Raw genomic sequence first — 26,000 nt, forward strand, 5'->3', positions numbered from 1 at the left:
CGCGACAAGGTTTCGTTCGTTCATGGGACGACCTCAGCTCATCGCCGTAAAGCTTGCAGATGCGTCTTGACTTGTCTCAGCTGCCCCTGTGGCAACGTCTGGGAGGCCCGAGGAAACTGGGATCAACCGTGCCTGGAAGCGGGTGGATCATGAGTGCCATCGAAGAGTCGGTCGAGGTCAAGGTGCCGGTGCGTACGGCATACGACCAGTGGACGCAGTTCAAGAGCTTTCCCCGGATCATGAATCCGGTGCAGCGAGTCGACCAGGTAGGGCCGGCGATGACCCGGTGGAAAGTGCGGGTGGGGCTGTTCCGCAAGGAGTACATGGCCGAGATCGTGGAACAGCAACCGGACTCTCTGATCGCCTGGCGCAGCGCCGAGCGCAACCCCTGGCAGTGGGGCGAGGTGTCCTTCCGCCCGGCCGGCCCCGACCGGACGGTCATCAAGGTGAACATGCACGTCGAGCCGCGGGGGTTGATCGGACGACTGCCGGACCCGGCGAACACGGTGCGCCGCGCCGTCCGCGAAGGGCTCGACGACTTCAAAGAGTTCATCGAGGGGCTGGGAGACGCGAGCGGCGCCTGGCGCGGCTCCATCCACAACGGCCGCGTGACGCCCTCGGAGCCGAACCCGCCCAGGAGCCGGGTCCCCAAGTGGCCCGTCGGCTGACCTCGCACGGCGACGCATGAGACCGGAGGAACCGCCGACGATCCGCAGGACAGAGCGAGAGGCATTTCCCATGAAGAAGGCGCCGAAGCACGAACCCGACGAGCCGCTGACCGTGACCCCGCCCAAGAAGTGGGCGGCGGGCATACCCGCGGTCACGCATGCGCTGGAGTACTCCCTCGACGAGGCGACGCTGCGCACTACCGCGACGACGCTGCTGACCATGAACCAGGTCGGCGGCATCGACTGTCCGGGCTGTGCCTGGGCCGACCCGGCACCGGGCCATCGCCACATGAACGAGTACTGCGAGAACGGCGCCAAGCACATCAACGACGAGGCCACCGGGCGCCGCATCACCAGCGACTTCTTCCGCGTGCACCCCGTCTCCTGGCTGAACGAGCAGACGGACCTGTGGCTGAACCAGCAGGGCCGCCTCACCGAGCCCATGATCAAACGGCCCGGCTCCGACTACTACGAGCCGATCAGCTGGCACGACGCCCTGGGCCTGGTCGCCGACGAGCTGAAGACGCTGGACACCCCGGACGAGGCCGTTTTCTACACCTCCGGACGGGCCAGCAACGAGTCGGCGTTCGTGCTCCAGCTCTTCGCCCGCGCCTTCGGCACGAACAACCTGCCCGACTGCAGCAACATGTGCCACGAGACCAGCGGCTTCGCCCTGCACGAGACGCTGGGCACCGGCAAGGGCACCGTCGCTCTGGACGACTTCTACCAGGCCGACCTGGTCTTCCTGGTGGGCCAAAACCCGGCGACCAACCACCCGCGCCAGCTGTCCGCGCTGGAGAAGTGCAAGGACAACGGCGGCAAGATCATCTCGGTGAACACACTGCCGGAAGCGGGACTGTTCCGGTTCAAGAACCCGCAGCAGATCCGGGGGATCATCGGCAACGGCGTCAAGATCTCCGACCTGTTCCTGCACATCCGCAGCGGTGGCGATCTCGCCCTGTTCCAGGGGGTGAATCGGCTTCTGCTGGAGGCCGAGGACGCGGCGCCAGGCACGGTGCTCGACCACGACTTCATCGCCGAGCACAGCTCCGGTTTTGAGGAGTTCGCCCAGCACGCCCGCACCGTGTCCTGGGACGACATCCTCACAGCCACTCAGCTCACCAGGGAGCAGATCGAGGAGGTCCGCGACTACGTCCTGCGCGCCAAGCGCGTCATCGTCTGCTGGGCCATGGGCGTCACCCAGCAGCGCCATGGAGTGCCGACCGTCCGGGAGATCGTCAACTTCCTGATGCTGCGCGGCAATCTCGGCCGCGTCGGCTGCGGTGCCAGCCCGGTGCGCGGGCACAGCAACGTCCAGGGCGACCGCACCATGGGCGTGTGGGAACAGATGCCCGACGACTTCCTGGACGCCCTCCAGACCGAGTTCGGCTTCGACCCGCCCCGCCACCACGGCCTGGACTCCGTGAAGGCCATCAAGGCCATGGGCGAGGGCAAGGTCAAGGTGTTCCTGTCCCTCGCGGGGAACTTCGTACGCGCCGCCCCCGACACCCGCATCACCGACGAGGCCATGCGCCGCTGCCGCCTCACCGCGCAGATCTCCACCAAGCTCAGCAAGGCACACACCGTCACCGGCGAGACTGCGCTCATCCTGCCCTGCCTGGGCCGTACCGAGATCGACATCCAGGCGGGCGGCGTGCAGTTCGTCACCGTGGAGAACACCTCCAGCGAGGTGCACACCTCCTTCGGTAAGCTCCGCCCCGCGTCCCGGCTGCTGCTCAGCGAGGTCGCCATCCTGTGCCGGCTCGCCCAGCGCACGCTCGACGGCAAGGTGAACATCCCCTGGCGGGACTTCGAGGCCGACTACAGCAACATCCGCGACCGGGTGTCCCGCATCATTCCGGGGTTCTTCGACTTCAACCGGCGAGTCGCCCGGCCGGGCGGCATCAAGCTCCCGAACCCCGTCAACGAGGGCGTCTACGCCACGGCCACCGGCAAGGCCATGTTCACCCGCAACGAGTGGGACATGTCCGCGGCACCCCCCGGCCACCTAGTGCTGCAGAGCATGCGCTCGCACGACCAGTGGAACACCATCCCGTACACGGACAACGACCGCTACCGCGGCATTCACGGGCGCCGCAACATCATCATGATCAACCCCGAGGACATGGCCGACCTCGATCTGGCCAGGGGGCAGTTCGTCGACATCGTCGGCGTCTGGGACGATGACGTGGAGCGCCGGGTGAACGGCTTCGAGGTCATCCCCTACCCCACCACCCGAGGGTGCGCGGCCGCCTACTACCCGGAAGTGCAACCGCTGGTACCGCTCAACAGCGTTGCCGAGATCAGCAACCAACCCACCTCCAAAGGGATCGTGGTCCGACTCGAACCCGGCAGCCCGCCCCCTGGCACCAAGCCCACCCACTTCCGTGACTGAAGCGTGCCCGACCTCACCTGCTGGAGGGAGGATTGGAACCGCCGGCCGGGTTCGGACCGCCCAGCACCGGAGGGCCGGCGCCGTGGTGTGACCGGCAGCTGCGGCCAGAGCACGCCGCCGCGACCTGCCCGCTCGCCCGGGACGAAGCAACGAATCGGGCATCACAGCGATGGCAGGAATGTCGACTGCTCGACGAGGCGATGGCATGCGTCGCGAGCGTTGAGCGCGTCATCATCCTGCATGGCTACATGGCATCCCCGACCAGCCACCGGTTCGAGTGGCTCCATGACGAACTGACCCGCGAGGGCGTCGAGGTCGAGATCTCGGCGCTGCCGAACTCGACTGCTCCCGAGCCCGAGGTTTGGATCACGGCGGCGGCGAAGGTACCTGGCGAGCCCAACGGCCGCACCGCCGTGGTCGGACACAGCCTCGTCTGTGCCACGGCGCTCCACGCCCTCGACCGCCTCGACGGAACCTGGAAGCTCCCCGGCCGGTGCACCCAAACCTTCCTGCCCCGGTTGGGGCAGCCCACTGGGTTCGACGAACTGCCGCGCCGGCGAGGCCTTCCATCTGGTGCGGCCGCGTCCGCAGGCCCGTCCCCCTACAAGCGGCCCGAGTGGCCGCCGTGACGGGGAGTGACGGCTGGGGTAGCCAACGGTCCAGGTGATCTCCGCGCTCGCAGCACGGTCAGTCGGCCGTCGTCCAGGGCGGGGCCGGCACGGTGCTGTTGCCGCCACAGTTCCAGCAGTCGAACGTGTCCGGTAGCCAGAAGCGGTTGTTCCAGAAGCCCGTCCGCTCGCCGTAGAGCACGTTCTCCTCGCCGCACCATCCGCATGTGAACAGGAAGTCCACCGCTGCGCCTCCACTGCCTGTTCCCGGTGTCCTCCAGGCTGCCCGCGCGTTGGTACGGCGGCAACACGGCCTCAACAACATCTGCGGGGATCCTCGGCAGCTCGAAGCGGCACGCTGCGGGCCCGCCCGAGGTCGGTCGGTCTGCGGAAGTCGGCTGGTTCCGCTCGCTCCGGCATCCGAACCGCCTGCTCGCCGGCTCCCGGCGAGAGCGTAGCTGCCGCTCGTGCGTCTTGTTTTCGGCGGTATCGAGAGGTCCGAGGTGACTGACTGTCAGTGCCGGGTGGTGTGATCGCCTCAACGGTCCATCCGTGCAGCCGAGTTGAGCGCCGAGAGGAGCAGGTCATGCCCTGGGTGGAGGAGCACGAACGCGGCGGCACAAAGGTGCGCCGGTACTTCCGGTGGGCGCCGGGAGCGCGACGGGACGTGGCGGTCCTGGCGGTACTGGGCATCGCGGTCGTGGGCTATGGCGGGAAGCCTGGCAGCCGTGATGGAACGGGGCCGCAGCCGCGGCCGGCATCTACGGCCGTGTATCCGGTGCACTTCGAGGGTTGGGAGAACCCGAAGCCCGCCCCGCGGTCGACGGTGTCGTACCCGATTCGGTTCGGCCGCTGACGGACACGGCAGCATCCGTCAGCGAGGGCCGGGCCCTCTTGCCGCGGCGGGGCGGGGCTTTCACACTGCGGATCACGGGCGGGGGAGTGGGGGAGCGATGGCAACACGACGACGGCGCCGGCGGTTGAGGAAGCGTACACGCCGACAACTGCAGGGCTGGGGAGTTGTCACGGCGGTAGTCGTCGTGGTGTGGCTGGCGGGGAACTGGGCGACGGTGTGGCCGACCCTTGTGGCCGCGCTCATCGCGATCGTGGTGGCCGGGGCTGGCTGGGGGCTGTGGCGCGCGCACCGCGACGCGGTAGGCCAGGACCGAAAGTGGCGGGCGCAGGAGGAAGCGAAAGCACGAGAGCTGTCGATGACGGAGGTCGACGGACTGTCCTGGCAGGACTTCGAGCACTACGTCGCTGACTTGTGCCGCAGGGACGGCTGCACGAAGGTTGTCGTCAGCGGCAGGAGCGGCGACCTGGGCGCCGACGTCGTCGGCTTCCTCCCGGACGGCCGCAAACTGGTCGTCCAGTGCAAGAAGTATGCGCCCGAGCGCAGCGTGTCCTCGCAGGACATGCAGAAGTTCGTTGGCACCGCCCGCCTCGAGCACGGCGCGGACGTCGCGCTGTTCGTCACCACCTGCCGTACGTTCACGAAGGCCGCGCAGGGTCTGGCACTGCGGCAGGACATCGTGGCTCTGCACCGGGATCTGCTGGGTTCCTGGGGCAAGGGCGCCCATCTGGAGACCCTGATTCCGCTGAGCGGGCGCGGCGACGGCAGAGCGAAGCGGAATTCACCCGCCTGACGCATGCCCGTCGGAACCCGATGATGGAAGCGCCGCGGCGTCTCCCGCTGGGCGGGCCGCAAGCCGGGGGATCAGGTGCGTGGGCTGCCTTCGCCGGACCGCCGAGGCGGCCCGCGCCCACGGTCTAGTCCGCGTTGCGTCCGGCCTCGGCCTTGGCCTCACCGAGTCAGGCGCCTCGCGGCGATCCGCCGGTCGCTCGGGGCAATTACATGCCTGTCCGCCGAAGCGCTGTCGTTCCTGACCGAGTACGCCGGGGCGATGTCGGGCAGGTGGCCGTGAGTCTGTTCGGGTACCTCGACCAAGGCCAAGACTGTGCCTGCCAACCGAGGAGCACCAAGATCACGCAGCCTTGACCGCTCCTTTGCACCTGGGGTCAGAGGCAGGGGCGGCACAGGTGGATTCCCCCGTGCCACTGAGACGGCTCCTGCGTTCGTCGGGTGGCGCGGAGAACACGCCGAGGCGGATGGTGCGGGAGGTGGCCACGCTGCACGCCGGGCTGGCGGAGCTGGCGGGCGAGCCGACCGCCGACGGGGTGGCGCTGTCGCTGTCGCCGTTCGAGGACGACGACTACAGGAGCAGGCCGCCGCCGGCACGGAGAAAGTGCACGTCACACGGCTGGCCCCCCTGTTGTGGCGCGTACGGTCCCGCGCCTCCAGGGTGGTCTGGGCAGGGCAACGACGCCCCGGCCGAACTCACAGAACGGATCCTCATGCCCGTCGAATCGCACGACCACGCAATACCCCACAAGTCCACCGTCCCCGCGAACGAGGGGGATCAGGTCAAGCTCTTCGTGCGGGAGCACGACGGCACGTCCCTCGGCCACCTCGACGAGCGCACGGCCGTCCTGATGCTCCACGGCCGGAGCATTCCGGTGCTCCCGGGCTTTGATCTCGACTACAAGTCGTACAGCTGGGCCAAGGCGCTGGCGAAGGCCGGCTACGACGTCTTCATGATGGACCTCCAGGGCTCGGGGCTGTCGCCGCGGCCGAAGATGGACGACCCTCGCAACGTCAACCCCGCCCAGCAGAACCTTCTGAAGCCGAGACCTCCAGGTTTCACGCCCGGCCCGCCGAACTATCCGTTCCAGCTGACCAACTCGAACAGCGACCGGGACGAGCTGAACACCGTCGTGGAGTGGATCATCCGCGAGCGCAAGGTGAAGAAGGTCGCCTTCATCGGCTGGTCTGCGGCCGCGTTCACGATGGGGCCGTACGCCGTCAAGAACCCCGGCAAGGTGTCGAGCCTGTTCCTGCTGGCGCCGATCTTCCCGCCCGACGGCACGTCGAACGCCCCCCACCCGCTGCCGCGGCCCGGCTTCCCGATGTTCGTGAGCACGAAATCGGGAACCTGGAACGGGTGGGGCAATGAGGTGCTCTGCGAGGGCCAGCGCGAACCCGCGATGGAGCACGAGGTGTGGGACGCGATCATGCAAAGCGACCCGGTTGGCAGCACGTGGGGGAAGGAAGGTGAAGGGCTCAACCGCATCAGAAACTTCGTCCGGTGGGGCTGGAACAAGACCACCGCGGCGCAGGGCGGCATCCTTGGCGGCAGCGTGCCGGTCCTCATCGCGTACGGGGAGCACGACAAGCAGGCAAACACGTCCAGCGAAGATCCGGAACTCAACTTCTCGGTCCCCACGCTCTACAACGCCATCGCGGGCGACCACAAGCTGATGGTCAAGCTGGACTGCGCCGGGCATTCGGTGGTGTGGGAGATGCAGCACAAGAACCTGCACAACCTCTCGAAGCACTGGCTCAAGCACCTGAAGGTCGACGGCAAGACCCAGGGCATCTTCGACATGGACACCAACGGCGACATCAGCCCGGCTCCGTAGGACAGCCGAGCCCCCGGCCGTGAACCGCCGGGGCTCCAGGGTCCGAACATCAACCCCGCGCCGTCGTCAGGGCCGCCACAAGCACCGGCGATGTGGAGCCGCCGGGTGCACGGACCCGCTGTGCAGCAACCAGGTAGATCGCCGACCTGCTCTACATCAGTGAGGCTGTCGATGGCGACAGGCACGCCGTCCGATCAGCTGGTGATGGTCCAGCCGCGGAGCTGGGCGGCGATCTCCTGCACGCTGGCGTTCTTGTGGCCGGCGCCGCGGCTGCTTTACATCGCGCGGCGTTTCCTCAGCTCGGCGAGCCATGCCCGTACCTGTTCATCGTCGTGCAGGTAGCCGCCGCTCTCGCCCGCGGGGAGATCGATTCCGTAGAGGCGGTTCAGCGCCCCACCAGGAGAGGTCGTCCCAGACGATCCCCTCCTCCATCATCCACTTCGCTGCCCAGCGGTCGGCCTCATCCCGGGGCAGCCGACCCGCGACAAGCCCAACGAAGCGATCTTCGATCTCCTCAAGAGCCGACTGGCCGCTGGCATCCATGCCCTGACCGTACAGGCAGGGCCAAGGTTGCTTGACGGGAGACGAGTTCCGCACCGTCGTAAGGCGCGGCGGTATATCCGTCCAGAGCACGGCCCAGAAGCGGGCCGTCGCAGAAAGTACGGCGCCCAAGGGCTCAAGGGCAGCGACGCCGTGGCCCGCCGCCTGGACGCCCTCGTCGACTTCATCGCCACCCCCGTCACCGCGAAGCGCGACACGACCACCGCGCCCTCGACGACGCCTGGACCACCGGTGTCCTTCCCGATCTTGGTTCCCAGCGGGGCCAGTACGAGCGGTTTTGTCCGGCGACAGTGCTGCACGCGACGCCCGGATTACGTTGTCCGTTCCTTCTGGCCCTGCCGGCCTTGCCAGTCCTCCCGGGCCTTCCGGCCTCACTGATATCCCGCCGTGGTACGGGAGTTGCCTCCTCGGCCGCGGCTCGCTCTCCTCGCTCGAGGCCATGGTCGACGAAGCCCTTGCCGAGGCCGGCATCCTTGCCGAGGAGTTCAGCGGCCGACTCGCCGCTCTGGAGCCGGCGGCGATGCGGTCGCCGCCGGCCGGGCCCTCGGCCTGCACCCCAACTCGGTGGCCTATCGACTTGAGCGCTGGCACGAGGCCTCGGGCTGGGACCCGCGTACGGAGCGGCTGCTCTTCACACTTGTCGCTCTGCGCCTCTCCGGCCTAGCTTAACGAATGTTCGACCGATAGCGTGGGTGGTGAGCCTTCGGGCCCTTCCTCAGTCCACTTCTTCGGTCCGGATCAACTTTCTGGATCCACCCGGATCCACAGCTGGGAGTCGCGTATGTCCGACGCAGTACTCGCCGAATTCCGTGACGACGGCATCACGGTCATCACTCTCAACCGCCCGGAGGCCCGCAACGCGGTCAACCGGGAGGTGGCCGAGAAGATCGCCGCGGCACTCGACGAACTGGACCGCCGGGACGACCAGGCCGTCGGCGTCATCACCGGCGCGGGGGGCACGTTCTGTTCCGGAATGGACCTCAAGGCGTTCCTGGCCGGGGAGCGGCCCGTGGTCGAGGGACGCGGCCTCGCCGGAATCACCGAAGCGCCCCCGCGCAAGCCGATGATCGCCGCCGTGGAGGGATACGCCCTGGCCGGCGGCTGCGAGATCGTCCTGGCCTGTGACCTGGTCGTGGCCGCCGACGACGCCCGCTTCGGTATCCCCGAGGTGAAGAGGGGACTGATCGCCGCGGCCGGCGGACTGCTGCGGTTGCCCCGGCGCATCCCCCACCACGTGGCGATGGAGGTCGCCCTCACCGGCGACTTCCTGACCGCCGACCGCGCTCACGCCTACGGCCTGGTCAACCGACTCACCCCACCTGGTGGGGCGCTGGCGGAAGCGCTGCTGCTGGCCGGGTCGGTCGCCGCGGGCGGACCGCTCGCGGTGCGGGCCACCAAGGAGATCATCACCCGGTCGGCGAGCTGGGCCGCCGACGAGGAATGGGCGCGGATGCGCGAGATCACCGCCCCGGTCTTCGCGTCCGACGACGCGCGGGAAGGTGCCCGGGCCTTCGCGGAGAAGCGCACTCCCCGCTGGACCGGACGGTGAGCGCCGGGCCGCTCGCCGGGGTCCGCGTCGTGGAACTGGGCGGGCTCGGGCCCGGCCCGTTCTGCGGCATGCTGCTCGCCGACCTCGGCGCCGACGTCATCCGCGTCGACCGGCCCGCGGAGCGCGGAAACCCCCCCAGGTTCCCGGTCCTGCACCGCGGCAGGCGCTCCATCGCCCTCGACCTCAAGCATCCGGAGGGTGCCCTCGCGATACGGACGCTGATCGGCGACGCGGACGCCGTCATCGAAGGCTTCCGGCCCGGGGTCATGGAGCGTCTCGGTCTGGGACCCGACGTATGCCTGGCCGCCCGGCCCGCACTCGTCTACGGCCGGATGACGGGATGGGGCCAGGACGGGCCGCTCGCCCAGGAACCGGGCCACGACATCAATTACATCGCCCTGTCCGGCGCGCTGCACGCGATCGGGCCCGCAGGCGGGGATCCGGTGATCCCCGTGAACCTGGTCGGCGACTTCGGCGGCGGAGGCATGCTGCTGGCCCTCGGCCTGGTGAGCGCGCTGCTGCACGCCCGGACCACCGGACAAGGCCAGTTCGTGGACGCCGCGATGACGGACGGCAGCGCGCTGCTGCTGGCCATGACGTACGGCTTCCTCGCCCAGGGCACATGGAAGGACGAGCGGGGCGTGAACACGCTCGACGGCGGGGCGCCCTTCTACGGCGTCTACCGGTGCGCCGACGGCGGCCATGTCGCCGTCGGCGCCCTGGAACCGGACTTCTACTCCACGCTGCTGGCGATACTCGAACTGCGCGACGACCCCCACTTCGCCCGCCAGCGCGACCGTGCCGCCTGGCCCTCGATGAGAACCCGCCTCACCGAGGTCTTCGCGACCAGGACCCGGGACGAGTGGGCGGCGGTCTTCGAGGGGCGGAGCGCGTGCGTCACCCCCGTCCTCTCGCTCACGGAAGCCGCCGAACACCCGCACAACACCGCCCGCGCCACCTACCGCCGAGGCCCGCACGGCGGCCACGAGCCCGCGGCGGCACCCCGCTTCACCACCACACCGACGGGCGATCCGGCACCGGCCCCCCTGGTCGGCGCACACACCGACGAAGTACTGCGTCGCGCCGGATTCGACGACCAGCACATCACCACACTGCGCGAGAAGGGGGTCATCGGGTGAAGCACTACCTGCCGACCGGAATGCCGGCCCGTCTCCACTACCCCGACCGCTCCGTCGGCGACATCCTCGCCGGCGCGGCCCGCCGCCACCCAGGCCGCGTCGCCCTGCGGGACGGCGAGCTCACCCTCACCTTCGCCGAGACCTACGACCTCGCCCTACGGGTCGCCCAGGGGCTGCGCGAGCGCGGCGTACGCGAAGGCGACCCGGTGGCGCTCCACCAGCCCAACTCCGCCTGGTTCACGGTGACGTACTACGGCGTGCTGCTCGCCGGCGCCGTCGTGACACCGGTCAACCCGTCGTTGCCGTCGGCCGCGGTGCGCGAGCAGCTGCGGGAAGTGGGCGCCGTCGCCGCGTTCACTCATCCGTCGACCCGCCCGGCGCTGGAACACGCCCGCGTTCCCGGACTGCGGCTCGTGGTCGAGACGCCGCCCACGACGGCGGCACCCGCCCCGGACACCGTCCCGCGCGGCGACCTGAGGCTGGAGGACCTGCTCACGGCACGGCCCGAACCGGCGACCGCCGTCACCGGCGACGACCTCGCGCACCTGTCCTTCACCGGAGGCACCACGGGCCGCTCCAAGGCCGTGCGCGTGCTGCACCGCAACGTCGTCGTCAACGCCCTCCAGGTGGCGTGCTGGCGCGGTGCGGCCCTGCCCGCTCTCGACGGCGCGGGCGGTCTGACCCTGGAGCCGTGTCCCGCCGCCGCCACACCGCACACCTTCGTGCTCGGCGAGTCCACGTCCATCGCCGTCGCGCCGATGTTCCACGCCATGGGACTGGTCAGCCAGAACGTCAACACGCTGATGGGCACCAGCGTCATCGTGTTCGGGCGGTTCGACGCCCGGCGGTACGTGCGCACGATCGAGGAGCACCAGGTCACCTCCGTGCCGGGTTCCCCCACGCTCTTCCATGCGCTGCTCGGCGTACCCGGCATCGAGCGGGCCGACCTGTCGTCGGTGCGGGTCGTCAACTCCGGTGCCGCGCCGATCGATTCGCACACCCTGCGCCGGCTGCACGATCTCTTCCCGCAGGCCGCCGTGGTCGAGGGCTACGGCCTCACCGAGGCGACCATGGCGCTCACCACTCACCCCGTGCGACGCGACAACCCTGTACCGCGGGGGAGCGTCGGAGCGCCCGTTTTCGACACCGAGATCGAGATCCGCGCCGTCGGCGGCGGCTCCGCCCTGCCCGTGGGGGAGACCGGCGAGGTATGGGCGCGCGGCCCGCAGATCGCCGAGGGCTACCACGGCCGGCCGGAGCTGACCGCCGAGCAGTTCCGCGACGGCTGGCTGCACACCGGCGATCTGGGCAGGTTCGACGAGGGCGGCTGGCTGTTCCTCGTGGGGCGGACCAAGGACATGCTCATATACAAGGGCTACAACGTGTATCCCACGCCGCTGGAGGAGATCCTCCACCGGCACCCCGCCGTCGCGCAGGCCAGTGTCGTGGGCGCGCCGCACCCCGATGCGGGCGAGATCCCGGTGGCGTACGTCGTGCTGCGTGCGGGACAGGTCGAGGGGCCCGAACTGGCCGCGGAACTGATGGAGTTCGTGGCCGGTCGGGTCGCCCCCTACCAGCGGGTGCGGCGGGTGGAGTTCCTGGCGGAACTGCCCGTCTCAGCGGCCGGCAAGGTCCTCAAGACCGAGCTGCGTCGCCGTGACGCGTCCGCCACGAGCCGCCTCTGACCACCGTCGTCGGACCAGGAGGGAACCGGTCCTAGAGACTGAGCGGGAGTGAGTCCTGCTGCCAGGACTCGTGCTCGGTCGTGTGCCCCGAACGGTTTTGGCCCTGGATGTGCGCGAGTTGAGCGCGCCGGGCCAGAGCCCACTGATCGTGCGTGGCCTTCGTGATCGACCCGGCCCAGCGGGACGACGACCGGGCGGTGAGCAGGCACTTGCGCTCCGCCCACGCGTCGCCGTCGTGGTCCAGCCCGGCCGCACAGCGCGTCTTCAGATCACGGGAGGCAAGCGAACCGAGATGGTCACCGACCAGCCGCAGCACCATCTCGTCCCCCGGGCTCAGGCATTTGAGCCGGTCACGGACCGCGACACCGGCGGGGCCGGGCACCACGAACGGCGCCGACATCTCCCGCAGCCCGCCCACCCCGATCACCCTCCCGGCCCGAAGAAACCCGCCACCACACCCAACGACCACCACCCGAAAAGGTCACTCACTCGACGGACGAATTCCAGTTCCCTCTCCAACCAGAAGCGTCCACCCGAGTCGTGAGCACTCACTCATGCTCGCGACAACACACTTGAGCGCTGTTATGCAGTAGCAGCTCACAACCCCCGGCCCGGTCGAAGGGCCGCCGCACAGCTCAAAGCCGCACAGTAAGCGCTCAGCCGGTGCAAGCGCGGCTCGAAGCGCCGTCACAAGGCCATGGAGAAGGTGGCCCGGCTTCACCGCAAGGTTCACCGACAGCGCCTGGACCACGCGCACAAGCTGGCGCTTGACCTCGTACGCGAATACGACTTCATCGCGCACGAAGACCTCAAGATCCGCAACATGAGCAGGGCCCAGGCTCCGAAGCCGGACCCCGACCGGGCTGGCAGCTTCCTGCCCAACGGGGCCGCTGCGAAGGCCGGGTTGAACCGATCGATCAACGATGCCGGGTGGGGGGTGTTCCTCCAGATCCTCACCGCCAAGGCAGAGTGCGCCGGACGGGAAGTGATGGCCGTGGACCCCCGCAACACCTCCCAGCGGTGCCCGCAATGCGGGCACACTGCCAGGGAGAACCGGCCCGCACAGGAGAAGTTCCACTGCGTCGCCTGCGGCCACAACGCGCACGCGGACACGGTGGGCGCTGTCAACGTCCTACGGGCCGGGCTGGTCCGTCGCGAAGCCGCACCGGTATAGCGAGAAGCCCCCTCATTCATGAGGGGGAGGAGTCACCATCAGGTCGTACCGCTTGAGCGGTAGCTCGCCGGGGTTGTGCAGACTGATCGCCGAGGCGTTGTTCACCACGATGTCGATACCGGCGAACTTGTTCACGGCGGCCTCGACCGTACGCCGTACGTCCTCCTCCTGCCGTACGTCCCCGACTACCGGGAGAGCTGTGCCGCCCGCCTCCTCGATGGCGGCGGCCGCGGTGTGGACGGTTCCGGGTAGCCGCGGGTCCGGGCTGTCGGTCTTGGCCAGCAGGACGATGTTGGCGCCGTCGCGGGCCGCCCGCAGCGCGATGGCCAGACCGATGCCGCGGCTGCCGCCGGACATCAGCAGCGTGCGTCCGGCCAGAGGCGGGCGTTCAGCGGTGGGCGGGGGCGTGGCCGAGGTCATGAGCGGGTTCATAGGGGGTCCTCTCCATGGGTCTGCGGGCGATCGTGAAGCAGGGCACCTGGACAGGCGTCACCCTAGAGGCATAACTTAACGATCGTTCGACTAGGAGTCTGCGATACAGGCCACATCGACCGAACCGCGGACACACCCAGCGTGAGAAGAGGCTGCCGTGCGCCGTACGGTGTTCAACGAGGATCACGAAGCGTTCCGCCGGACGCTGCGGGACTTCATCGAGAAGGAGGTCGTGCCCGTCCACCACGAGTGGGAGGAGGCCGGCCATCCGCCGCGCGACTTCTACCGCAGGCTTGGTGAGCTGGGTGTCCTGGGCATCCAGGTGCCGGAGGAGTTCGGCGGCGCGGGCGAGAGAAGTTTCGGGTACGCGGCGGTCGTGGCGGAGGAGACGTCCCGCGCGGGCGTCTCGTTCGGGAACTCCTCGGTGCACGCGAACCTGATCCTGCCCTACCTCCTGACGTACGCGACGCCGGAGCAGAAGGAGCGCTGGCTGCCGGGCTTCGCCAGTGGCGACCTCATGACAGCCATCGCGATGACCGAGCCGGGCACGGGCTCCGACCTCGCCAACATCCAGACGAAGGCCGAGCTCTCCGCGGACGGCACGCACTACATCCTCAACGGCGCCAAGACGTTCATCACCGGCGGCGCCCTCGCCGACCTGGTGCTGGTCGTCGCGCGGACCACGCCGTACGACCCGGAGAACCGCAGGGCCGGACTGTCCATCCTGTGCGTGGAGTCGGCGAGCGAGGGCTTCGCCGTCGGCCGCAAGCTCCAGAAGATCGGCCTCAAGGCGTCCGACACCGCCGAGCTGTCCTTCACGGACGTGCGGGTCCCGGTCGCGAACATCCTCGGTGAGGAGGGCCAGGGCTTCGCCTACCTCTCCCACAACCTCGCGCAGGAACGCCTCACGATCGCAATCGGCGCCGCCGCCACGGCCACGGCGGCCCTGCGTTTCGCCACGGACTACGTCAAGGACCGCACGGTCTTCGGCAAGCCCGTCGCACACTTCCAGAACACCAAGTTCGTGCTCGCCGAGTGCGCCACCGACGTCGAGGCCGCGCAGCTCATGGCCGACCGGGCGCTCGAACTCCACGACGAGGGGGAGCTGACGGTCGCCGACGCCGCGAAGGCCAAGCTGTTCTGCACCGAGGCCGCGGGCCGTGTCATCGACAAGTGCCTTCAGCTGCACGGTGGTTACGGCTACGTCACCGAGTACCCCATCGCCCGTCTGTACGCGGACACCCGCGTCTCCCGTATCTACGGCGGCACCAGCGAAGTCATGAAGACCATCATCGCCAAGTCGCTCGGTCTCTGAGCCGGCACACCAGGAGAGGACCCCGCATGCAGATCGACTCCTCCTCGTCCGCCCTCGTCACCGGGGGCGCCTCCGGCCTCGGCCGGGCCACCGCCCAGCGCCTGGCCGAGCTGGGTGCACATGTCGTCGTGTTCGACCTGCCCACATCCGACGGAGAGGCGGTGGCCAAGGAGATCGGCGCCACCTTCGTCGCCGGCGATGTCACCAGCGAGGCCGACGTGACCGCCGCGATCGCAGCCGCCACGGCTCTCGCGCCGCTGCGCATCACCGTGAACTGCGCGGGCATCGGCGGTGCGGGACGCACGGTCGGCAAGGACGGCCCGTACGACCTGGCCAGGTTCCGCCAGGTCGTCGAGGTCAACCTCATCGGCACGTTCAACGTCATCCGCCTGGCCGCTCAGGCCATGGGCGGCAACGAGCCGCTCGACGGCGACCGCGGCGTCGTCGTCAACACGGCGTCCGTCGCCGCCTTCGACGGCCAGATCGGCCAGTGCGCGTACTCCGCGTCCAAGGGCGGCATCGTCGGTATGACGCTGCCGATCGCCCGTGACCTCGCCAAGACCGGCATCCGGGTCATGACCATCGCGCCCGGCCTCTTCGAGACCCCGCTGCTCGGCCGCCTCCCGCAGGAGGCCCGGGACTCGCTCGGCGCCCAGGTGCCGCACCCCGGCCGCCTCGGACAGCCCGCCGAGTACGCCCAGTTGGCGGAGGCGATCATCACCAACCCGATGCTCAACGGGGAGACGATCCGCCTCGACGGCGCGATCCGCATGGCCCCCCGCTAGACCGGCACCGCAGCCGCGCCCGCCCCTCATCCTCACCCGCACGTCAAGGAGCTTCCATGCGTGACGCAGTCATCGTCGACGCCGTACGCACCCCCATAGGCAAGGGCAAGCCGGGCGGGGCCCTCTCCGGCATCCACCCCGTGGACCTGTCCGCGCACGTCCTGAAGGCTCTCGCCGAGCGCACCGGGCTGGACCCGGTCACCGTCGACGACGTGATCTGGGGTTGTGTCTCCCAGGTCGGCGAGCAGGCCGGCGGTGTGGGCCGGTACTCGGTGCTCGCCGCGGGTTGGCCGGAGTCCGTGCCCGGTCTGACGGTCGACCGTCAGTGCGGCTCCTCGCAGCAGGCCGTGCACCAGGCCGCCGCCGGCGTCATCGCCGGACAGTACGACATCGCCGTCGCCGGTGGCGTCGAGTCCATGTCCCGGGTCCCGATGGGGTCGACCCGCGCGGACGGCCGGGTCGGAGCGCCGTACGGCCCTCTGGTCGGTGAGCGCTACGACGGCCACCGCTTCAACCAGGGCATCGGCGCCGAGATGATCGCCGAGGAGTTCGGGCTCAGCCGCGGGGAACTCGACCAGCACGCCGTGGACTCGCACGAGCGGGCCGCACGCGCCATCGACGAAGGCCGCTTCAAGAGCCAGATCACGCCGGTCACCGTCACGGACGACGAGGGCGGCACCTGCCTCTTCGACACCGACGAAGGGGTCCGCCGTGGCAGCACGGCCGGGAAGCTGGCCGAGCTGAAGACCCCGTTCAAGGAGGACGGCGTCATCTCCGCGGGCAACGCCTCGCAGATCTCCGACGGCGCCGCCGCGCTGCTGATCACGACCTCGGAGATCGCCGAGCGCAACGGCTGGACGCCCCTCGCCCGCTTCCACACCGGCGTCGTCATCGGCGTCGACCCGATCACCATGCTCAAGGGCCCGATCCCGGCCACGGCCAAGGTGCTCCAGCGCGCGGGGCTGTCCCTCGACGAGATCGGCGCCTACGAGATCAACGAGGCGTTCGCCTCGGTCTCCCTCGGCTGGCAGCGGCAGACCGGCGCCGACTACGCGCGCATGAACCCCAACGGCGGCGCCATCGCCCTCGGCCACCCGCTGGGCGGCTCCGGCGCCCGGCTGATGACCACGCTCGTGCACCACATGAAGGACAACGGCATCCGCTACGGCCTGCAGTCCATGTGCGAGGGCGGCGGCATGGCCAACGCCACCGTCCTCGAACTGCTCTGATCAGCCCACCGACACGGAGAGAAGGGAGCCCAGAACATGGACGCCGCCGAGTTCAAAGCGGTACGGGACGCGGTCCGCCGTCTCGTGCGTGAGGACGTCGTCCCGCGCGAGGAGGAGATAGAGGAGACCGACGCCATCCCGGAGGACATCCGGCGCAAGGCCGTCGGCATGGGCCTCTTCGGCTACACCCTGCCCGAGGAGCACGGCGGCCTCGGCGCCTCGCTCCACGAAGACGTCCAGATGGCCTTCGAGTTCGGCTACACCACCCCCGCCTTCCGGTCCATGTTCGGCACGAACAACGGCATCGCGGGCAAGGTGCTCGTCAACGCCGGCACCGAGGAGCAGCAGCGGCACTGGCTGCCCCGGCTCGCCGAGGGCGCGGTCGCGTCGTTCGCGCTGACCGAGGCCGAGGCCGGATCCGACCCCTCGGGGCTGACCACCCGCGCCGTCAAGGACGCCGACGGGTATGTGATCAACGGGTCCAAGCGGTTCATCACCAACGCCCCCCTCGCCGACTTGTTCATCGTGTTCGCCCGCACTGGTGAAGAGACTTATGGCACCAAGGGCATCTCGGTCTTCCTCGTCGAGTCAGGGCTGCCCGGTGTCACCGTCGGGCCCAAGGACCACAAGACCGGCCAGTCCGGTGCGTGGACGGCAGAGGTCTTCTTCGACGATGTGCGCGTCGATGCCTCGGCCCTGATCGGCGGCCAGGAGGGCGCGGGCTTCGGCGCGGCCATGAAGTCCCTGGTCCGTGGCCGCGTCCACATCGCGGCGCTGTGCGTCGGCATGGCCGAGCGCATCCTCGAGGAGTCCGTCGCCTACGCCGCCTCCAGCAAGCAGGGCGGCCGGCCCATCGGCGAGTTCCAGCTCGTGCAGGCCATGCTCGCCGAGATCCAGACCGGGGTGCTCGCCGGGCGCGCGATGGTGCTCGACGCGGCGGAGAAGTACGACTCCGGCGAGGACCGGAAGATCCGCCCGTCGGCCGCCAAGCTGTACTGCTCCGAGATGGTGTCGAAGGCGGCCGACCTGGCCGTGCAGATCCACGGCGGCATGGGCTACATGCGCGGAACCGTCGTCGAGCGCTGCTTCCGGGACGCCCGGCTGTTCCGGATCTACGAGGGCACCAGCGAGATCCAGAAGCTGATCATCGGCCGCGCGCTGGTGAAGAACGCCTCCCAGGACGGTGTGAAGTGACCCCCGCCGACACTGCGCCCGCCCAGGGGTACGCCGACGGTCTCGCCGCGGGCGAACTGTGCTTCCAGCGCTGTGCCGACTGCGAGCAGGCAGTGTTCTACCCGCGCCTGCTCTGTCCGCACTGCGGCGGCGAGTCGCTCGACTGGCAGGTCAGCGCCGGAGTGGGCACCGTCTACGCGGCCACCGTGGTGCACAAGCGCGGTGCCGCCCCGTACAACGTGGTGCTCGTCGACCTCGACGACGGGTTCCGCATGATGAGCCGGGTCGAGGGCCTCTCCCCCGAGGAGGACGTCGCCGTCGGCACCCGCGTCCGCGTCGCAGTCGTCACGGAGGAGTCCGAGGAGGCCGGGCAGGACGCGCCGCTGGCCGTCTTCCGGCCGCTGGAGGAAGCACAGGCATGAGCACCGATCTGCGAGGCAGGGTCGCCGTCGTCGGCGTCGCCGAGTCCGACCTGGGCCAGGTCGCCCCCGGTCTCACCCACTTCGACCTGATGGGGCAGGCTACGGCCCGCGCCCTGAAGGACGCGGGGCTGCGGAAGTCCGACATCGACGGGTTCTTCTGCGCCTCCTCCTACCTGCCGTTCCCGACCCTGGACGTCGCCGAGTACCTGGGCATCCGGCCCGTGTACGCGGACTCCACCAACATCGGCGGCAGCTCTTTCGTCGCCCACCTGCTGCACGCGGCGGCCGCCATCGAGGCCGGCCTGTGCACCACGGCGCTCATCGCCTACGGCTCCACCCAGCGCTCCGACGGCGGCCGCCTGGTCTCCCCGACCAAGCTGCTCCCATGGGAAGAGGTGTACAAACCGCGCTACCCCGTGTCGATGTACGCCCTCGCCGCCTCACGGCACATGTACGAGTACGGCACCACACGCGAGCAACTCGCCGAGGTCGCCGTCGCCGCGCGGGACTGGGCCCAGCTCAACCCGAAGGCGTTCACCTACGGGCGTGGGCCGCTCACCGTCCAGGACGTGCTGTCCTCGCAGATGATCAGCCACCCGCTGACCTCGAAGGACTGCTGCCTGGTCACGGACGGCGGTGGCGCGGTCATCGTCACCAGCGCCGAACGGGCCCGCGACCTGGACGTCGTCCCCGCCTACTTCCTCGGCGGCGGCGAGGCCACCTGGCACCGCTCGATGTCCCAGATGCCCGACCTGACGACGACCGCGGCCGTCGACTCCGGCCGGCGCGCGTTCGCCATGGCCGGCCTGAAGCCGTCCGACGTGGATGTCGTGCAGCTGTACGACGCGTTCACCATCAACACCCTCCTCTTCCTCGAGGACCTGGGCTTCTGCGGCAAGGGCGAGGGCGGCGCCTTCGTCTCCGGCGGCCGCATCGCCCCTGGTGGCGAGCTGCCCGTGAACACCAACGGCGGCGGGCTGTCGTACTGCCACCCGGGCATGTACGGCATCTTCCTGATCATCGAGGCCGTACGGCAGCTGCGCGGGGAGTGCGGTGCACGCCAGCAGCCGAACACGAACATCGCCCTCGTCAACGGCAACGGCGGAGTGCTCTCCAGCCAGGTGACCGCCCTCCTCGGCACGGCGCGGACGCTGGAATGAGCGGGCGCCTCGCGCGCGAGACGCGCGCCTCCGTGGACGTGCTCTCCGCCGACGAGGTCCCCGGTGGCGGTCGCCAGGTCGTCAACAAGGTCACCATCGAGATCGAGGGCGCCGAGAAACCCGCCGCGGTCGCCGAGACGGTCGTACGCGTCTACTCCTGACGCCCCGTCACCATCCGTTGCCCCTACTCGACTCACCAGGAGCTCAACGTGTCCCAGACCACTCAGAAGGTCGCGATCGTCACCGGCGCCGCCCGTGGCATCGGCGGCGCCACCGCGCTGCGCCTGGCCCAGGACGGCTACGCCGTCGCGGCCCTCGACCTCCGCGAGGCCTCCTGCGTCGACACCGTGGCCACCATCACCGAGGTGGGCGGCCGTGCCCTCGCCGTCGGCGCGGACGTCTCGGACGCCGAGCAGGTGCAGACCGCCGTCGAGCGCGTGGCCACCGAGCTCGGTGCGCCGTCGGTGCTCGTCAACAACGCCGGTATCACCCGCGACAACCTGCTGTTCAAGATGAGCGAACAGGACTGGGACGCCGTGATGGGAGTGCACCTGCGCGGTGCGTTCCTGATGTCGAAGGCCTGCCAGAGCCATATGACCGCCGCCGGCTGGGGCCGTATCGTCAACCTGTCGTCCACGGCCGCCCTCGGCAACCGCGGGCAGGTCAACTACTCGGCCGCCAAGGCCGGTCTGCAGGGCTTCACCAAGACACTCGCGATCGAACTGGGCAAGTTCGGCGTGACCGCCAACGCGATCGCCCCCGGTTTCATCGCGACCGAGATGACCGCCAAGACCGCCGAACGCCTCGGCATGTCCTTCGACGACTTCAAGGCCAGTGCCGCCGCCAAGATCCCCGTGGCACGGGTCGGCGCGCCCGACGACATCGCCAACGCCGTCTCCTTCTTCGCGAGCGAGGCCGCCGGATTCGTCTCCGGCCAGGTCCTGTACGTGGCGGGCGGCCCGAGGACCTGAGCCACGCCCTTGCATTCGGAGCCCCTCCCACACTGAGAACACGCATACCGAGAGCACCCGCACCGCAAACCCGCCCCCGGCCTCGCCGCCGATGCCGACGCCGATCGAGGAGACATCCGCATGGGTCCGTTTCTGCCCGATGCCGTACGACACCACGCCGCGTGTCGGCCCGACGCCGCGGCCGTCACGGAAGGACCACGCACACTCACCTACCGGGAACTCGACCGACGCAGCAACCGGATCGCCCGGGCTCTGCTCGACGCCGGCCTTCCCACGGGCAGCCATGTCGGCTACCTCGTCCGGCCCGGCCTCATGGCGGCGGAGATCCTTCTCGCCTGCGCCAAGGCGGGGCTCGTCGCCACCCCGCTCAACTGGCGCCTCGCCCAGCCCGAGTTGGTCGCGGTCGCCCAGGACGCCGAGCTCGGAATCGTCCTGACACAAACGGAGTTCCTGCCCGGTGCCCGCGCGGTCCGCGCCGCGCTGACCGGTATCGCGCTGGTCGCGGACATCGAGGTCGAGACCGAGAACGAGGCGGGCCAGGCCGAGTTCGCCTACGAGACCTGGCTGAACGTCGCGAGTGCCGCCGACCCCGGCGGTGGCACCGAAAACCGGGTCTTCCTCCAGCTCTACACCTCGGGCACGACAGGCCTGCCCAAGGGCGTCCAGCTCACCCTGCGCAATGTCAGCCCCGGCGATTACCAACTGACCGAAATGGGCTGGGCCGAGACCTCGGTGGCCCTGAACGCCATGCCGATCTTCCACATCGGCGGCACCGGCTGGCTGATCACCGCTCTGACTGCCGGAGCGGAGTCGGTGATGCTGCCCGACCTGGTGCCGCAGCGCGCCGTCGAACTGATGGCTCGTCACCAGGTCACGCATGCCTTCTTCGTGCCCGCCGTACTGCATGTGCTGACCGCGATGCCCGGAATCCGGGACCACGACTTCTCCGCTCTGCGGCTGATCGTCTACGGCGCGTCGCCCGTCACTCCGGCCCTTCTGCGCCGCTCCATGGAGATCTTCGGCTGCGGCTTCTACCAGAAGTACGGCCAGACCGAGACGGTCGGTTCCGGCACCCGGCTGCTGCCCGGGGACCATGTCGCGGACGGGCCGCGTTCCAGGCTGCTGCGCTCCGCGGGGTCCCCGTGCCCCGACGTCGAGGTCGCCGTCGCGGACCCCGTCACCGGCAAGCCGGTCGCGCCGGGCGTGGTGGGGGAGATCTTCACGCGCTCCCACCATCTCACTCCCGGCTACTGGAAGCGCCCGCAGGAGACCGAGGCCCTGTTCACCGCCGACGGCTGGCTCCGCACCGGTGACGCCGGCTACCTCGACGAGGACGGCTACCTGTTCATCACCGACCGGATGAAGGACATGGTGATCACCGGCGGCGAGAACGTGTACCCCGTCGAGGTGGAATCCGTGCTGGCCGACCACCCCGCCGTCCTCGACGTCGCCGTCTTCGGCACCCCTGACGAGAGATGGGGCGAGGCCGTCACCGCGGCCGTCGTGCTGCGCCCGGAGGCCGGTCCGGTCACCGTCGACGAGCTCGTCGCCTTCACCCGCGAACGCATCGCCTCGTACAAGAAGCCACGCATCGTGCACTTCGTCGACGAGCTGCCGCGCAATTCCAGCGGGAAGATCCTCAAGCGCGTCCTGCGCCAGGAACTCGGCCGCCCGGAGCCAGGGGCCTGACGGGCGCGAGCCACAGAACGGACGGCCGGTGCGTGTAACCCACGCACCGCCCGTCCGTTCTGTCCGCCAGTCGTCGCGGGCTACGCGGAGTCGGCCCGCCACGGCAGATAGCCCGGCAGTCCCTCGGGCACCCGGCCGGGGAAGTCCGGGTCACGGCGTTCGAAGAACGAGGCGACGCCTTCCTTCGCGTCCGCGCCGCGTACGGTGTCGAACACCAGCCGCGAATCGAGGCGGTGCACCTCCTCGGGGGTGTCTGCCCAGGCCATGCGGTACACGAGCTGACGGGTCACGGCCACCGACACCGGGGCCGTCTTCGCGGCGAGCTCCCGGGCCAGCGCGTAGGCGGCGTTCAGCACCTCGTCCGCCTCGTGCAGACTGGTCACCAGGCCGGCGGCCAACGCCTCCTCCGCCCGCACGATACGGCCGGAGATCAGCCAGTCCATCGCCCGGCCCAGGCCCACCAGCCGAGGCAGGAACCACGCCGACGCGCCCTCCGGCACGATGCCGCGGCGGGTGAACGGAAAGCCGAACCGGGCGTCCCGCGCGGCGAGCCGGTAGTCGGCCGGCAGCAGCATCGTCGAGCCGACCCCGACGGCGGCCCCGCGTACGGCCGCGATCACCGGCTTGTTCATCGCGTACAGGACACGGGTGACCACGCCCGCAGGCTCCTGGTACGTGCCCGCCTCGACCTGGGCGACGGTCTCCTCGTCCGCCTTCGTCGCGAAACCCTGTTCCTTTCCGCCGCCCGCCGCGAGGTCGGCGCCGACGCAGAAGTCCCGTCCCGCGCCGGTCAGGACGACCGCCCGCACCGCGTGATCGGTGTCGGCGCCGCGCAGGGCGTCGGCGATCTCGTAGGCCATCTGCCGGGTGTAGCCGTTGCGGGCGTCGGGCCGGTTCAGCTCGACGGTGGCGATGCGGTCGGCGACCGTGTACGTGATCTGCTCGTACGGAACTTCACTCATGATGGATCCCCTGGGTAGGCGCGTCGGTGGCCGGGAAGGAGGCCCGCATCAGTTCGGCGGCGCTCTTCCAGTCGATGCCGGCGACCAGACCGGGTACGTCGGTGCCGCAGTCGGCGAGCTTCGCCGCGAACTCCGCCTCGGTGGCGGGCAGTTCGGGAGACCCCGGCGGCAGGGCGAGGGTCGACCCGTGTACGGTGCCGTCGGCCGTGGTCACCTCGATGACCGTCTCGCCCGTGAGCAGGCCCTCCCCGTCCTGTGTCCTGACCACCTCGACCAGTCCGACCAGGCGTTCCGCTTCGGCGCGTGTCACCTGCTCGTCGGTGAACGAGGCGAAGCCCGGGTGCCGGTCCAGCAGGGCCGCCGCCACCGCGTACTCCAGGCTGAACTTGCCCTCCAGGCCGGTGCGCGGCCGGGAGTGGATCAGGGGGTGGACGGCCGCCGCGGGGGTGCGCACGGTGATCCGCGCGATGTCCGCCGCCGCGATCGCCCGCTTTGCCGTCAGGGCCCGCACCGCCCCGATGGGCCGCTGCATGGCGTAGCAGCAGGGGAAGATCTTCGTGGCGAGGCCCCCGGGCACGGCCGGGGCATCGGGACCGAAGGTGTCCTCGTCCAGGTTGGCGCGGTCCCCGCCGACCAGCGGCAGCCAGGCGTCCAGCGCCGACAGGTCCGAGCCCGCCCCGGCGGCGGCAAGCCGGGCCGCCCGTACGCCGGCCTCGGCGGCGAAGCCGACCTGGAGCGACTTGGTGTCCGTGCCGAACGCGCGCTGCACCCCGCCCGCCGCGGGCAGCGCCAGGCAGATGGCGCGGGCCAGCCCCCCGGAGTCCAGGCCGAGCGCGAGCCCGGCGCCGACGGCGGCCGCGGGCGCCCCCGCCGCGCAGGTCGCGTGCCAGCCCGCCCGGTAGTGCCGCCAGCCCAGCGCGGTGCCGAGCCTGGCCATCACCCCCGCGGCCGCCAGGTACTCACGGGCACCGCCGCCGGCCGCGAGGACAGCGGGTACGCACACCACGGAGATGTGTGCCGTCGACGGCAGATGCAGATCGTCGAAGTCCAGCACATGCCCGACGGCGGCCCAGCGCGCCGCCTCGGGAAGCCCGCCGGCCAGCCGTGCCATGCGATGGCCGCGGGCGGCCAGCGACACGGCGAGCGTGTCCTCGAGCGCGTGGCCGGCCAGCCGCAGATCCTGCGAGGACGGTTCCAGGCGCGCGGCCCACTCGGCCAGCTCCTCGGTGAAGAACGCCATACACGGCTCCCGTTTCTCTATCCGCGCGGTTCCGGGCGTAGTACGATCGAACGATCGTTAAGTTAGCAGGGGTGGATCCGGCCCCGCTACAGGTCCGCGATGTGACGCGTGGCGCGCCGGCTCGAAGAACCTGGAAGGCGGCGCGGATGCCGGCGGTGATCGAGTGCGGCGGTAGCATGACGAGGTCGCGGCCGGCTGTACGGATGTTCAGTGTCGTGCGAACCGGGCGGGAGCAGGAGATCGGAGGGTCGTGACCACTCGACCAGCGGGCTACAAGGCCATCATCGAGGCTGCCCGGCAGGAGTTCTCCGAGCAGGGCTACAGCGGGACGTCCATCCGTGAAATCGCCAAGCGCGCCGGGGTCAGCCTGTCCGCCCTGTACTACTACTACAAGGGCAAGCAGGATCTCCTCGTCGCGATCCTCGAGGACGGGCTCGACGCCTACTTCGGCGCCTGTGACGCCGCGCTCACCGAGGCGGGCGGCGATCCCGGCGAGCAGTTGGAGGCGCTGGTCGCCGCCACGGTCAGGTTCCGCACCGAGCATCCGGTGAAGAGCAACATCGTGCTGACCGAGGGGCGCAGTCTGGAGCCCGAGCACCTCGCGCGCTACCGCAAGAACGAGGAGCGGGGCACACAGCAGTTCCGTGAGATCATCGAGCGGGGTGTGGCCGAAGGGGTGTTCCTGACCCCGTACCCGGACGACGCCCGGCGCGCGGTCATCGCCATGTGCAACGCCATCGCCCAGTGGTACCGGCCCGAGGGTGAGGTCTCCCTCGATGAACTGGTCGAACGGTATGTGTCGTTGGCGCTGACCATCGTCGAGTACCGCCCCCGCACCGCGCGCAGGCCGGTGCGCGACTAGGCCAGGCCGAGGGCTCGTCCGGCGGATGATGGGCCGGGCCAGGGCCGAGGCGAGGGCCGGCCAGGGCCCTAATCGTGTTGACCGTCCCCGGCAGGCAGTGCTGGAGTCGGCACGTGGACAGCATCCCCGCCAACCGGCGGCTCTGGAACCAGATCAGCAGCGCCTACCAGCACAAGCACGACCCGCAGATCGGCGCCACACCCCGGCTGTGGGGTATGTACTCCATCCCCGACGCGCACCTGCACGCCCTGGGCGACGTCACCGGCAAGCGCGTCCTCGAACTCGGCTGCGGCGCCGGCCAGTGGTCCAGGGCGCTCGCCGCCGAGGGCGCCACCGTGGTCGGGCTCGACCTGTCCGAAGCCCAACTCGCCGCAGCGGCCCGCGCGATGGGAGCGGCCCGCTACCCGCTGGTGCAAGGCGCCGCCGAACAACTCCCCTTCGCCGCCGACAGCTTCGACCTGGTGTTCTGCGACTTCGGTGGGCTCAGCTGGGCGCCCCCGC

General features: G+C 69.9%; 24 protein-coding genes and 2 pseudogenes. 21 read left to right on the plus strand and 5 right to left on the minus strand.

All coding sequences use genetic code 11. From position 1 onward, the window contains the following. The first annotated feature begins 149 nt into the window (after nucleotides 1-149). From ABZ910_RS29675 to ABZ910_RS29685, 3 genes are all read left to right on the plus strand, one after another. Nucleotides 150-668 carry an SRPBCC family protein gene (locus tag ABZ910_RS29675; protein WP_361370779.1) on the plus strand — a complete coding sequence of 173 codons (519 nt, stop codon included), beginning with the start codon at nucleotides 150-152 and terminating at the stop codon, nucleotides 666-668. A 70-nt stretch (nucleotides 669-738) separates the two neighbouring features. Next, nucleotides 739-3,063, plus strand: a complete 2,325-nt coding sequence (locus ABZ910_RS29680; protein WP_361370782.1) for an FdhF/YdeP family oxidoreductase — start codon at nucleotides 739-741, stop codon at nucleotides 3,061-3,063. A 200-nt stretch (nucleotides 3,064-3,263) separates the two neighbouring features. Further along, nucleotides 3,264-3,692 (plus strand): alpha/beta hydrolase, encoded by a 429-nt coding sequence (locus ABZ910_RS29685; RefSeq protein WP_361370785.1) that lies wholly within the window; start codon nucleotides 3,264-3,266, stop codon nucleotides 3,690-3,692. A 58-nt stretch (nucleotides 3,693-3,750) separates the two neighbouring features. On the opposite strand, the gene ABZ910_RS29690 is transcribed toward ABZ910_RS29685, so the two are convergent. Next, entirely contained in the window at nucleotides 3,751-3,915 is a 165-nt protein-coding gene (locus ABZ910_RS29690; RefSeq protein ID WP_361370788.1) for a hypothetical protein, read from the minus strand. 709 nt (nucleotides 3,916-4,624) lie between these two features. Between ABZ910_RS29690 and ABZ910_RS29695 the strand changes: the two genes are divergently transcribed. The 6 genes from ABZ910_RS29695 (at nucleotide 4,625) to ABZ910_RS29720 (ending at nucleotide 12,085) form a co-directional block, all read left to right on the plus strand. Next, nucleotides 4,625-5,317 carry a restriction endonuclease gene (locus tag ABZ910_RS29695; protein WP_361370791.1) on the plus strand — a complete coding sequence of 231 codons (693 nt, stop codon included), beginning with the start codon at nucleotides 4,625-4,627 and terminating at the stop codon, nucleotides 5,315-5,317. Nucleotides 5,318-6,107: 790 nt separating this feature from the next. Then, entirely contained in the window at nucleotides 6,108-7,151 is a 1,044-nt protein-coding gene (locus ABZ910_RS29700; protein ID WP_361370853.1) for an alpha/beta fold hydrolase, read from the plus strand. Between the two features lie 948 nt (nucleotides 7,152-8,099). Further along, nucleotides 8,100-8,381, plus strand: a complete 282-nt coding sequence (locus ABZ910_RS29705; protein ID WP_361370794.1) for a helix-turn-helix domain-containing protein — start codon at nucleotides 8,100-8,102, stop codon at nucleotides 8,379-8,381. Nucleotides 8,382-8,493: 112 nt separating this feature from the next. After that, nucleotides 8,494-9,261 carry a crotonase/enoyl-CoA hydratase family protein gene (locus ABZ910_RS29710; protein WP_361370796.1) on the plus strand — a complete coding sequence of 256 codons (768 nt, stop codon included), beginning with the start codon at nucleotides 8,494-8,496 and terminating at the stop codon, nucleotides 9,259-9,261. Continuing rightward, nucleotides 9,258-10,400 (plus strand): CaiB/BaiF CoA-transferase family protein, encoded by a 1,143-nt coding sequence (locus tag ABZ910_RS29715; RefSeq protein ID WP_361370799.1) that lies wholly within the window; start codon nucleotides 9,258-9,260, stop codon nucleotides 10,398-10,400. Before ABZ910_RS29710 ends, ABZ910_RS29715 begins: the two co-directional genes overlap by 4 nt. Further along, on the plus strand, nucleotides 10,397-12,085 hold the full coding sequence (locus ABZ910_RS29720; protein WP_361370802.1) for an AMP-binding protein: 1,689 nt from the start codon (nucleotides 10,397-10,399) through the stop codon (nucleotides 12,083-12,085). Before ABZ910_RS29715 ends, ABZ910_RS29720 begins: the two co-directional genes overlap by 4 nt. Before the next feature lie 100 nt (nucleotides 12,086-12,185). Here the strand turns inward: ABZ910_RS29720 and ABZ910_RS29725 are convergent. After that, nucleotides 12,186-12,503, minus strand: a pseudogene (locus ABZ910_RS29725) (IS200/IS605 family accessory protein TnpB-related protein); the annotation flags it as partial. Between the two features lie 183 nt (nucleotides 12,504-12,686). On the opposite strand from ABZ910_RS29725, the pseudogene ABZ910_RS29730 reads away from it, so the two are divergent. Further along, a pseudogene (locus ABZ910_RS29730) lies at nucleotides 12,687-13,259 on the plus strand (transposase); the annotation flags it as partial. A gap of 12 nt (nucleotides 13,260-13,271) precedes the next feature. On the opposite strand, the gene ABZ910_RS29735 reads toward ABZ910_RS29730, so the two are convergent. Continuing rightward, the gene (locus tag ABZ910_RS29735; RefSeq protein WP_361370805.1) at nucleotides 13,272-13,691 is read right to left on the minus strand and encodes an SDR family NAD(P)-dependent oxidoreductase; all 420 of its coding nucleotides are present in this window, start codon (nucleotides 13,689-13,691) and stop codon (nucleotides 13,272-13,274) included. A gap of 157 nt (nucleotides 13,692-13,848) precedes the next feature. Here ABZ910_RS29735 and ABZ910_RS29740 point away from each other — a divergent pair, with 157 nt between their 5' ends. The 9 genes from ABZ910_RS29740 (at nucleotide 13,849) to ABZ910_RS29780 (ending at nucleotide 22,435) form a co-directional block, all read left to right on the plus strand. Continuing rightward, complete coding sequence (locus ABZ910_RS29740; RefSeq protein WP_361370807.1) at nucleotides 13,849-15,006, plus strand: acyl-CoA dehydrogenase family protein; 1,158 nt, start codon at nucleotides 13,849-13,851, stop codon at nucleotides 15,004-15,006. Nucleotides 15,007-15,032: 26 nt separating this feature from the next. Next, the gene (locus tag ABZ910_RS29745) at nucleotides 15,033-15,791 is read left to right on the plus strand and encodes a 3-hydroxyacyl-CoA dehydrogenase (protein WP_361370810.1); all 759 of its coding nucleotides are present in this window, start codon (nucleotides 15,033-15,035) and stop codon (nucleotides 15,789-15,791) included. Between the two features lie 56 nt (nucleotides 15,792-15,847). Beyond that, nucleotides 15,848-17,020, plus strand: a complete 1,173-nt coding sequence (locus ABZ910_RS29750) for a thiolase family protein (RefSeq protein ID WP_361370812.1) — start codon at nucleotides 15,848-15,850, stop codon at nucleotides 17,018-17,020. Nucleotides 17,021-17,056: 36 nt separating this feature from the next. Beyond that, a complete protein-coding gene (locus tag ABZ910_RS29755) occupies nucleotides 17,057-18,214 on the plus strand; it encodes an acyl-CoA dehydrogenase family protein (RefSeq protein WP_361370815.1) in 1,158 nt (385 codons plus the stop codon). Beyond that, entirely contained in the window at nucleotides 18,211-18,615 is a 405-nt protein-coding gene (locus ABZ910_RS29760) for an OB-fold domain-containing protein (RefSeq protein WP_361370818.1), read from the plus strand. Before ABZ910_RS29755 ends, ABZ910_RS29760 begins: the two co-directional genes overlap by 4 nt. Beyond that, nucleotides 18,612-19,775, plus strand: a complete 1,164-nt coding sequence (locus ABZ910_RS29765; RefSeq protein WP_361370821.1) for a thiolase — start codon at nucleotides 18,612-18,614, stop codon at nucleotides 19,773-19,775. The genes ABZ910_RS29760 and ABZ910_RS29765 overlap by 4 nt, the downstream gene beginning before the upstream one ends. Further along, nucleotides 19,772-19,936, plus strand: coding sequence for a hypothetical protein (locus ABZ910_RS29770; protein WP_361370824.1), 165 nt, complete (start codon nucleotides 19,772-19,774; stop codon nucleotides 19,934-19,936). Before ABZ910_RS29765 ends, ABZ910_RS29770 begins: the two co-directional genes overlap by 4 nt. Nucleotides 19,937-19,984: 48 nt before the next feature. Then, nucleotides 19,985-20,746, plus strand: coding sequence for a 3-oxoacyl-ACP reductase FabG (fabG, locus tag ABZ910_RS29775; RefSeq protein WP_361370827.1), 762 nt, complete (start codon nucleotides 19,985-19,987; stop codon nucleotides 20,744-20,746). Nucleotides 20,747-20,866: 120 nt separating this feature from the next. Next, nucleotides 20,867-22,435, plus strand: a complete 1,569-nt coding sequence (locus ABZ910_RS29780; RefSeq protein WP_361370830.1) for a long-chain-fatty-acid--CoA ligase — start codon at nucleotides 20,867-20,869, stop codon at nucleotides 22,433-22,435. A gap of 80 nt (nucleotides 22,436-22,515) precedes the next feature. Here the strand turns inward: ABZ910_RS29780 and ABZ910_RS29785 are convergent, their stop codons facing one another. Then, on the minus strand, nucleotides 22,516-23,397 hold the full coding sequence (locus tag ABZ910_RS29785) for an enoyl-CoA hydratase-related protein (RefSeq protein ID WP_361370833.1): 882 nt from the start codon (nucleotides 23,395-23,397) through the stop codon (nucleotides 22,516-22,518). Next, on the minus strand, nucleotides 23,390-24,637 hold the full coding sequence (locus ABZ910_RS29790; protein ID WP_361370836.1) for an MmgE/PrpD family protein: 1,248 nt from the start codon (nucleotides 24,635-24,637) through the stop codon (nucleotides 23,390-23,392). The genes ABZ910_RS29785 and ABZ910_RS29790 overlap by 8 nt, the downstream gene beginning before the upstream one ends. Before the next feature lie 250 nt (nucleotides 24,638-24,887). On the opposite strand from ABZ910_RS29790, the gene ABZ910_RS29795 reads away from it, so the two are divergent. Together ABZ910_RS29795 and ABZ910_RS29800 are read left to right on the plus strand one after the other, a co-directional pair. Continuing rightward, nucleotides 24,888-25,499 carry a TetR/AcrR family transcriptional regulator gene (locus ABZ910_RS29795; protein WP_361370839.1) on the plus strand — a complete coding sequence of 204 codons (612 nt, stop codon included), beginning with the start codon at nucleotides 24,888-24,890 and terminating at the stop codon, nucleotides 25,497-25,499. Nucleotides 25,500-25,612: 113 nt separating this feature from the next. Continuing rightward, nucleotides 25,613-26,000, plus strand: a 388-nt coding sequence (locus tag ABZ910_RS29800) for a class I SAM-dependent methyltransferase (protein WP_361370842.1), incomplete at its 3' end; no start/stop codon positions are given.

It is taken from the genome of Streptomyces sp. NPDC046805 (assembly GCF_040645355.1).
Classification (GTDB): domain Bacteria; phylum Actinomycetota; class Actinomycetes; order Streptomycetales; family Streptomycetaceae; genus Streptomyces.

What these genes read in the sequence shown, in the direction of transcription:
- ABZ910_RS29675 (WP_361370779.1), top strand. Translation starts at nt 150, where the DNA reads ATGAGTGCCATCGAAGAGTCGGTCGAGGTCAAGGTGCCGGTGCGTACG.
- ABZ910_RS29680 (WP_361370782.1), top strand. Translation starts at nt 739, where the DNA reads ATGAAGAAGGCGCCGAAGCACGAACCCGACGAGCCGCTGACCGTGACC.
- ABZ910_RS29685 (WP_361370785.1), top strand. Translation starts at nt 3,264, where the DNA reads ATGGCATGCGTCGCGAGCGTTGAGCGCGTCATCATCCTGCATGGCTAC.
- ABZ910_RS29695 (WP_361370791.1), top strand. Translation starts at nt 4,625, where the DNA reads ATGGCAACACGACGACGGCGCCGGCGGTTGAGGAAGCGTACACGCCGA.
- ABZ910_RS29710 (WP_361370796.1), top strand. Translation starts at nt 8,494, where the DNA reads ATGTCCGACGCAGTACTCGCCGAATTCCGTGACGACGGCATCACGGTC.
- ABZ910_RS29735 (WP_361370805.1), bottom strand. Translation starts at nt 13,691, where the DNA reads ATGAACCCGCTCATGACCTCGGCCACGCCCCCGCCCACCGCTGAACGC.
- ABZ910_RS29745 (WP_361370810.1), top strand. Translation starts at nt 15,033, where the DNA reads ATGCAGATCGACTCCTCCTCGTCCGCCCTCGTCACCGGGGGCGCCTCC.
- ABZ910_RS29750 (WP_361370812.1), top strand. Translation starts at nt 15,848, where the DNA reads ATGCGTGACGCAGTCATCGTCGACGCCGTACGCACCCCCATAGGCAAG.
- ABZ910_RS29755 (WP_361370815.1), top strand. Translation starts at nt 17,057, where the DNA reads ATGGACGCCGCCGAGTTCAAAGCGGTACGGGACGCGGTCCGCCGTCTC.
- ABZ910_RS29765 (WP_361370821.1), top strand. Translation starts at nt 18,612, where the DNA reads ATGAGCACCGATCTGCGAGGCAGGGTCGCCGTCGTCGGCGTCGCCGAG.
- ABZ910_RS29770 (WP_361370824.1), top strand. Translation starts at nt 19,772, where the DNA reads ATGAGCGGGCGCCTCGCGCGCGAGACGCGCGCCTCCGTGGACGTGCTC.
- ABZ910_RS29780 (WP_361370830.1), top strand. Translation starts at nt 20,867, where the DNA reads ATGGGTCCGTTTCTGCCCGATGCCGTACGACACCACGCCGCGTGTCGG.
- ABZ910_RS29785 (WP_361370833.1), bottom strand. Translation starts at nt 23,397, where the DNA reads ATGAGTGAAGTTCCGTACGAGCAGATCACGTACACGGTCGCCGACCGC.
- ABZ910_RS29790 (WP_361370836.1), bottom strand. Translation starts at nt 24,637, where the DNA reads ATGGCGTTCTTCACCGAGGAGCTGGCCGAGTGGGCCGCGCGCCTGGAA.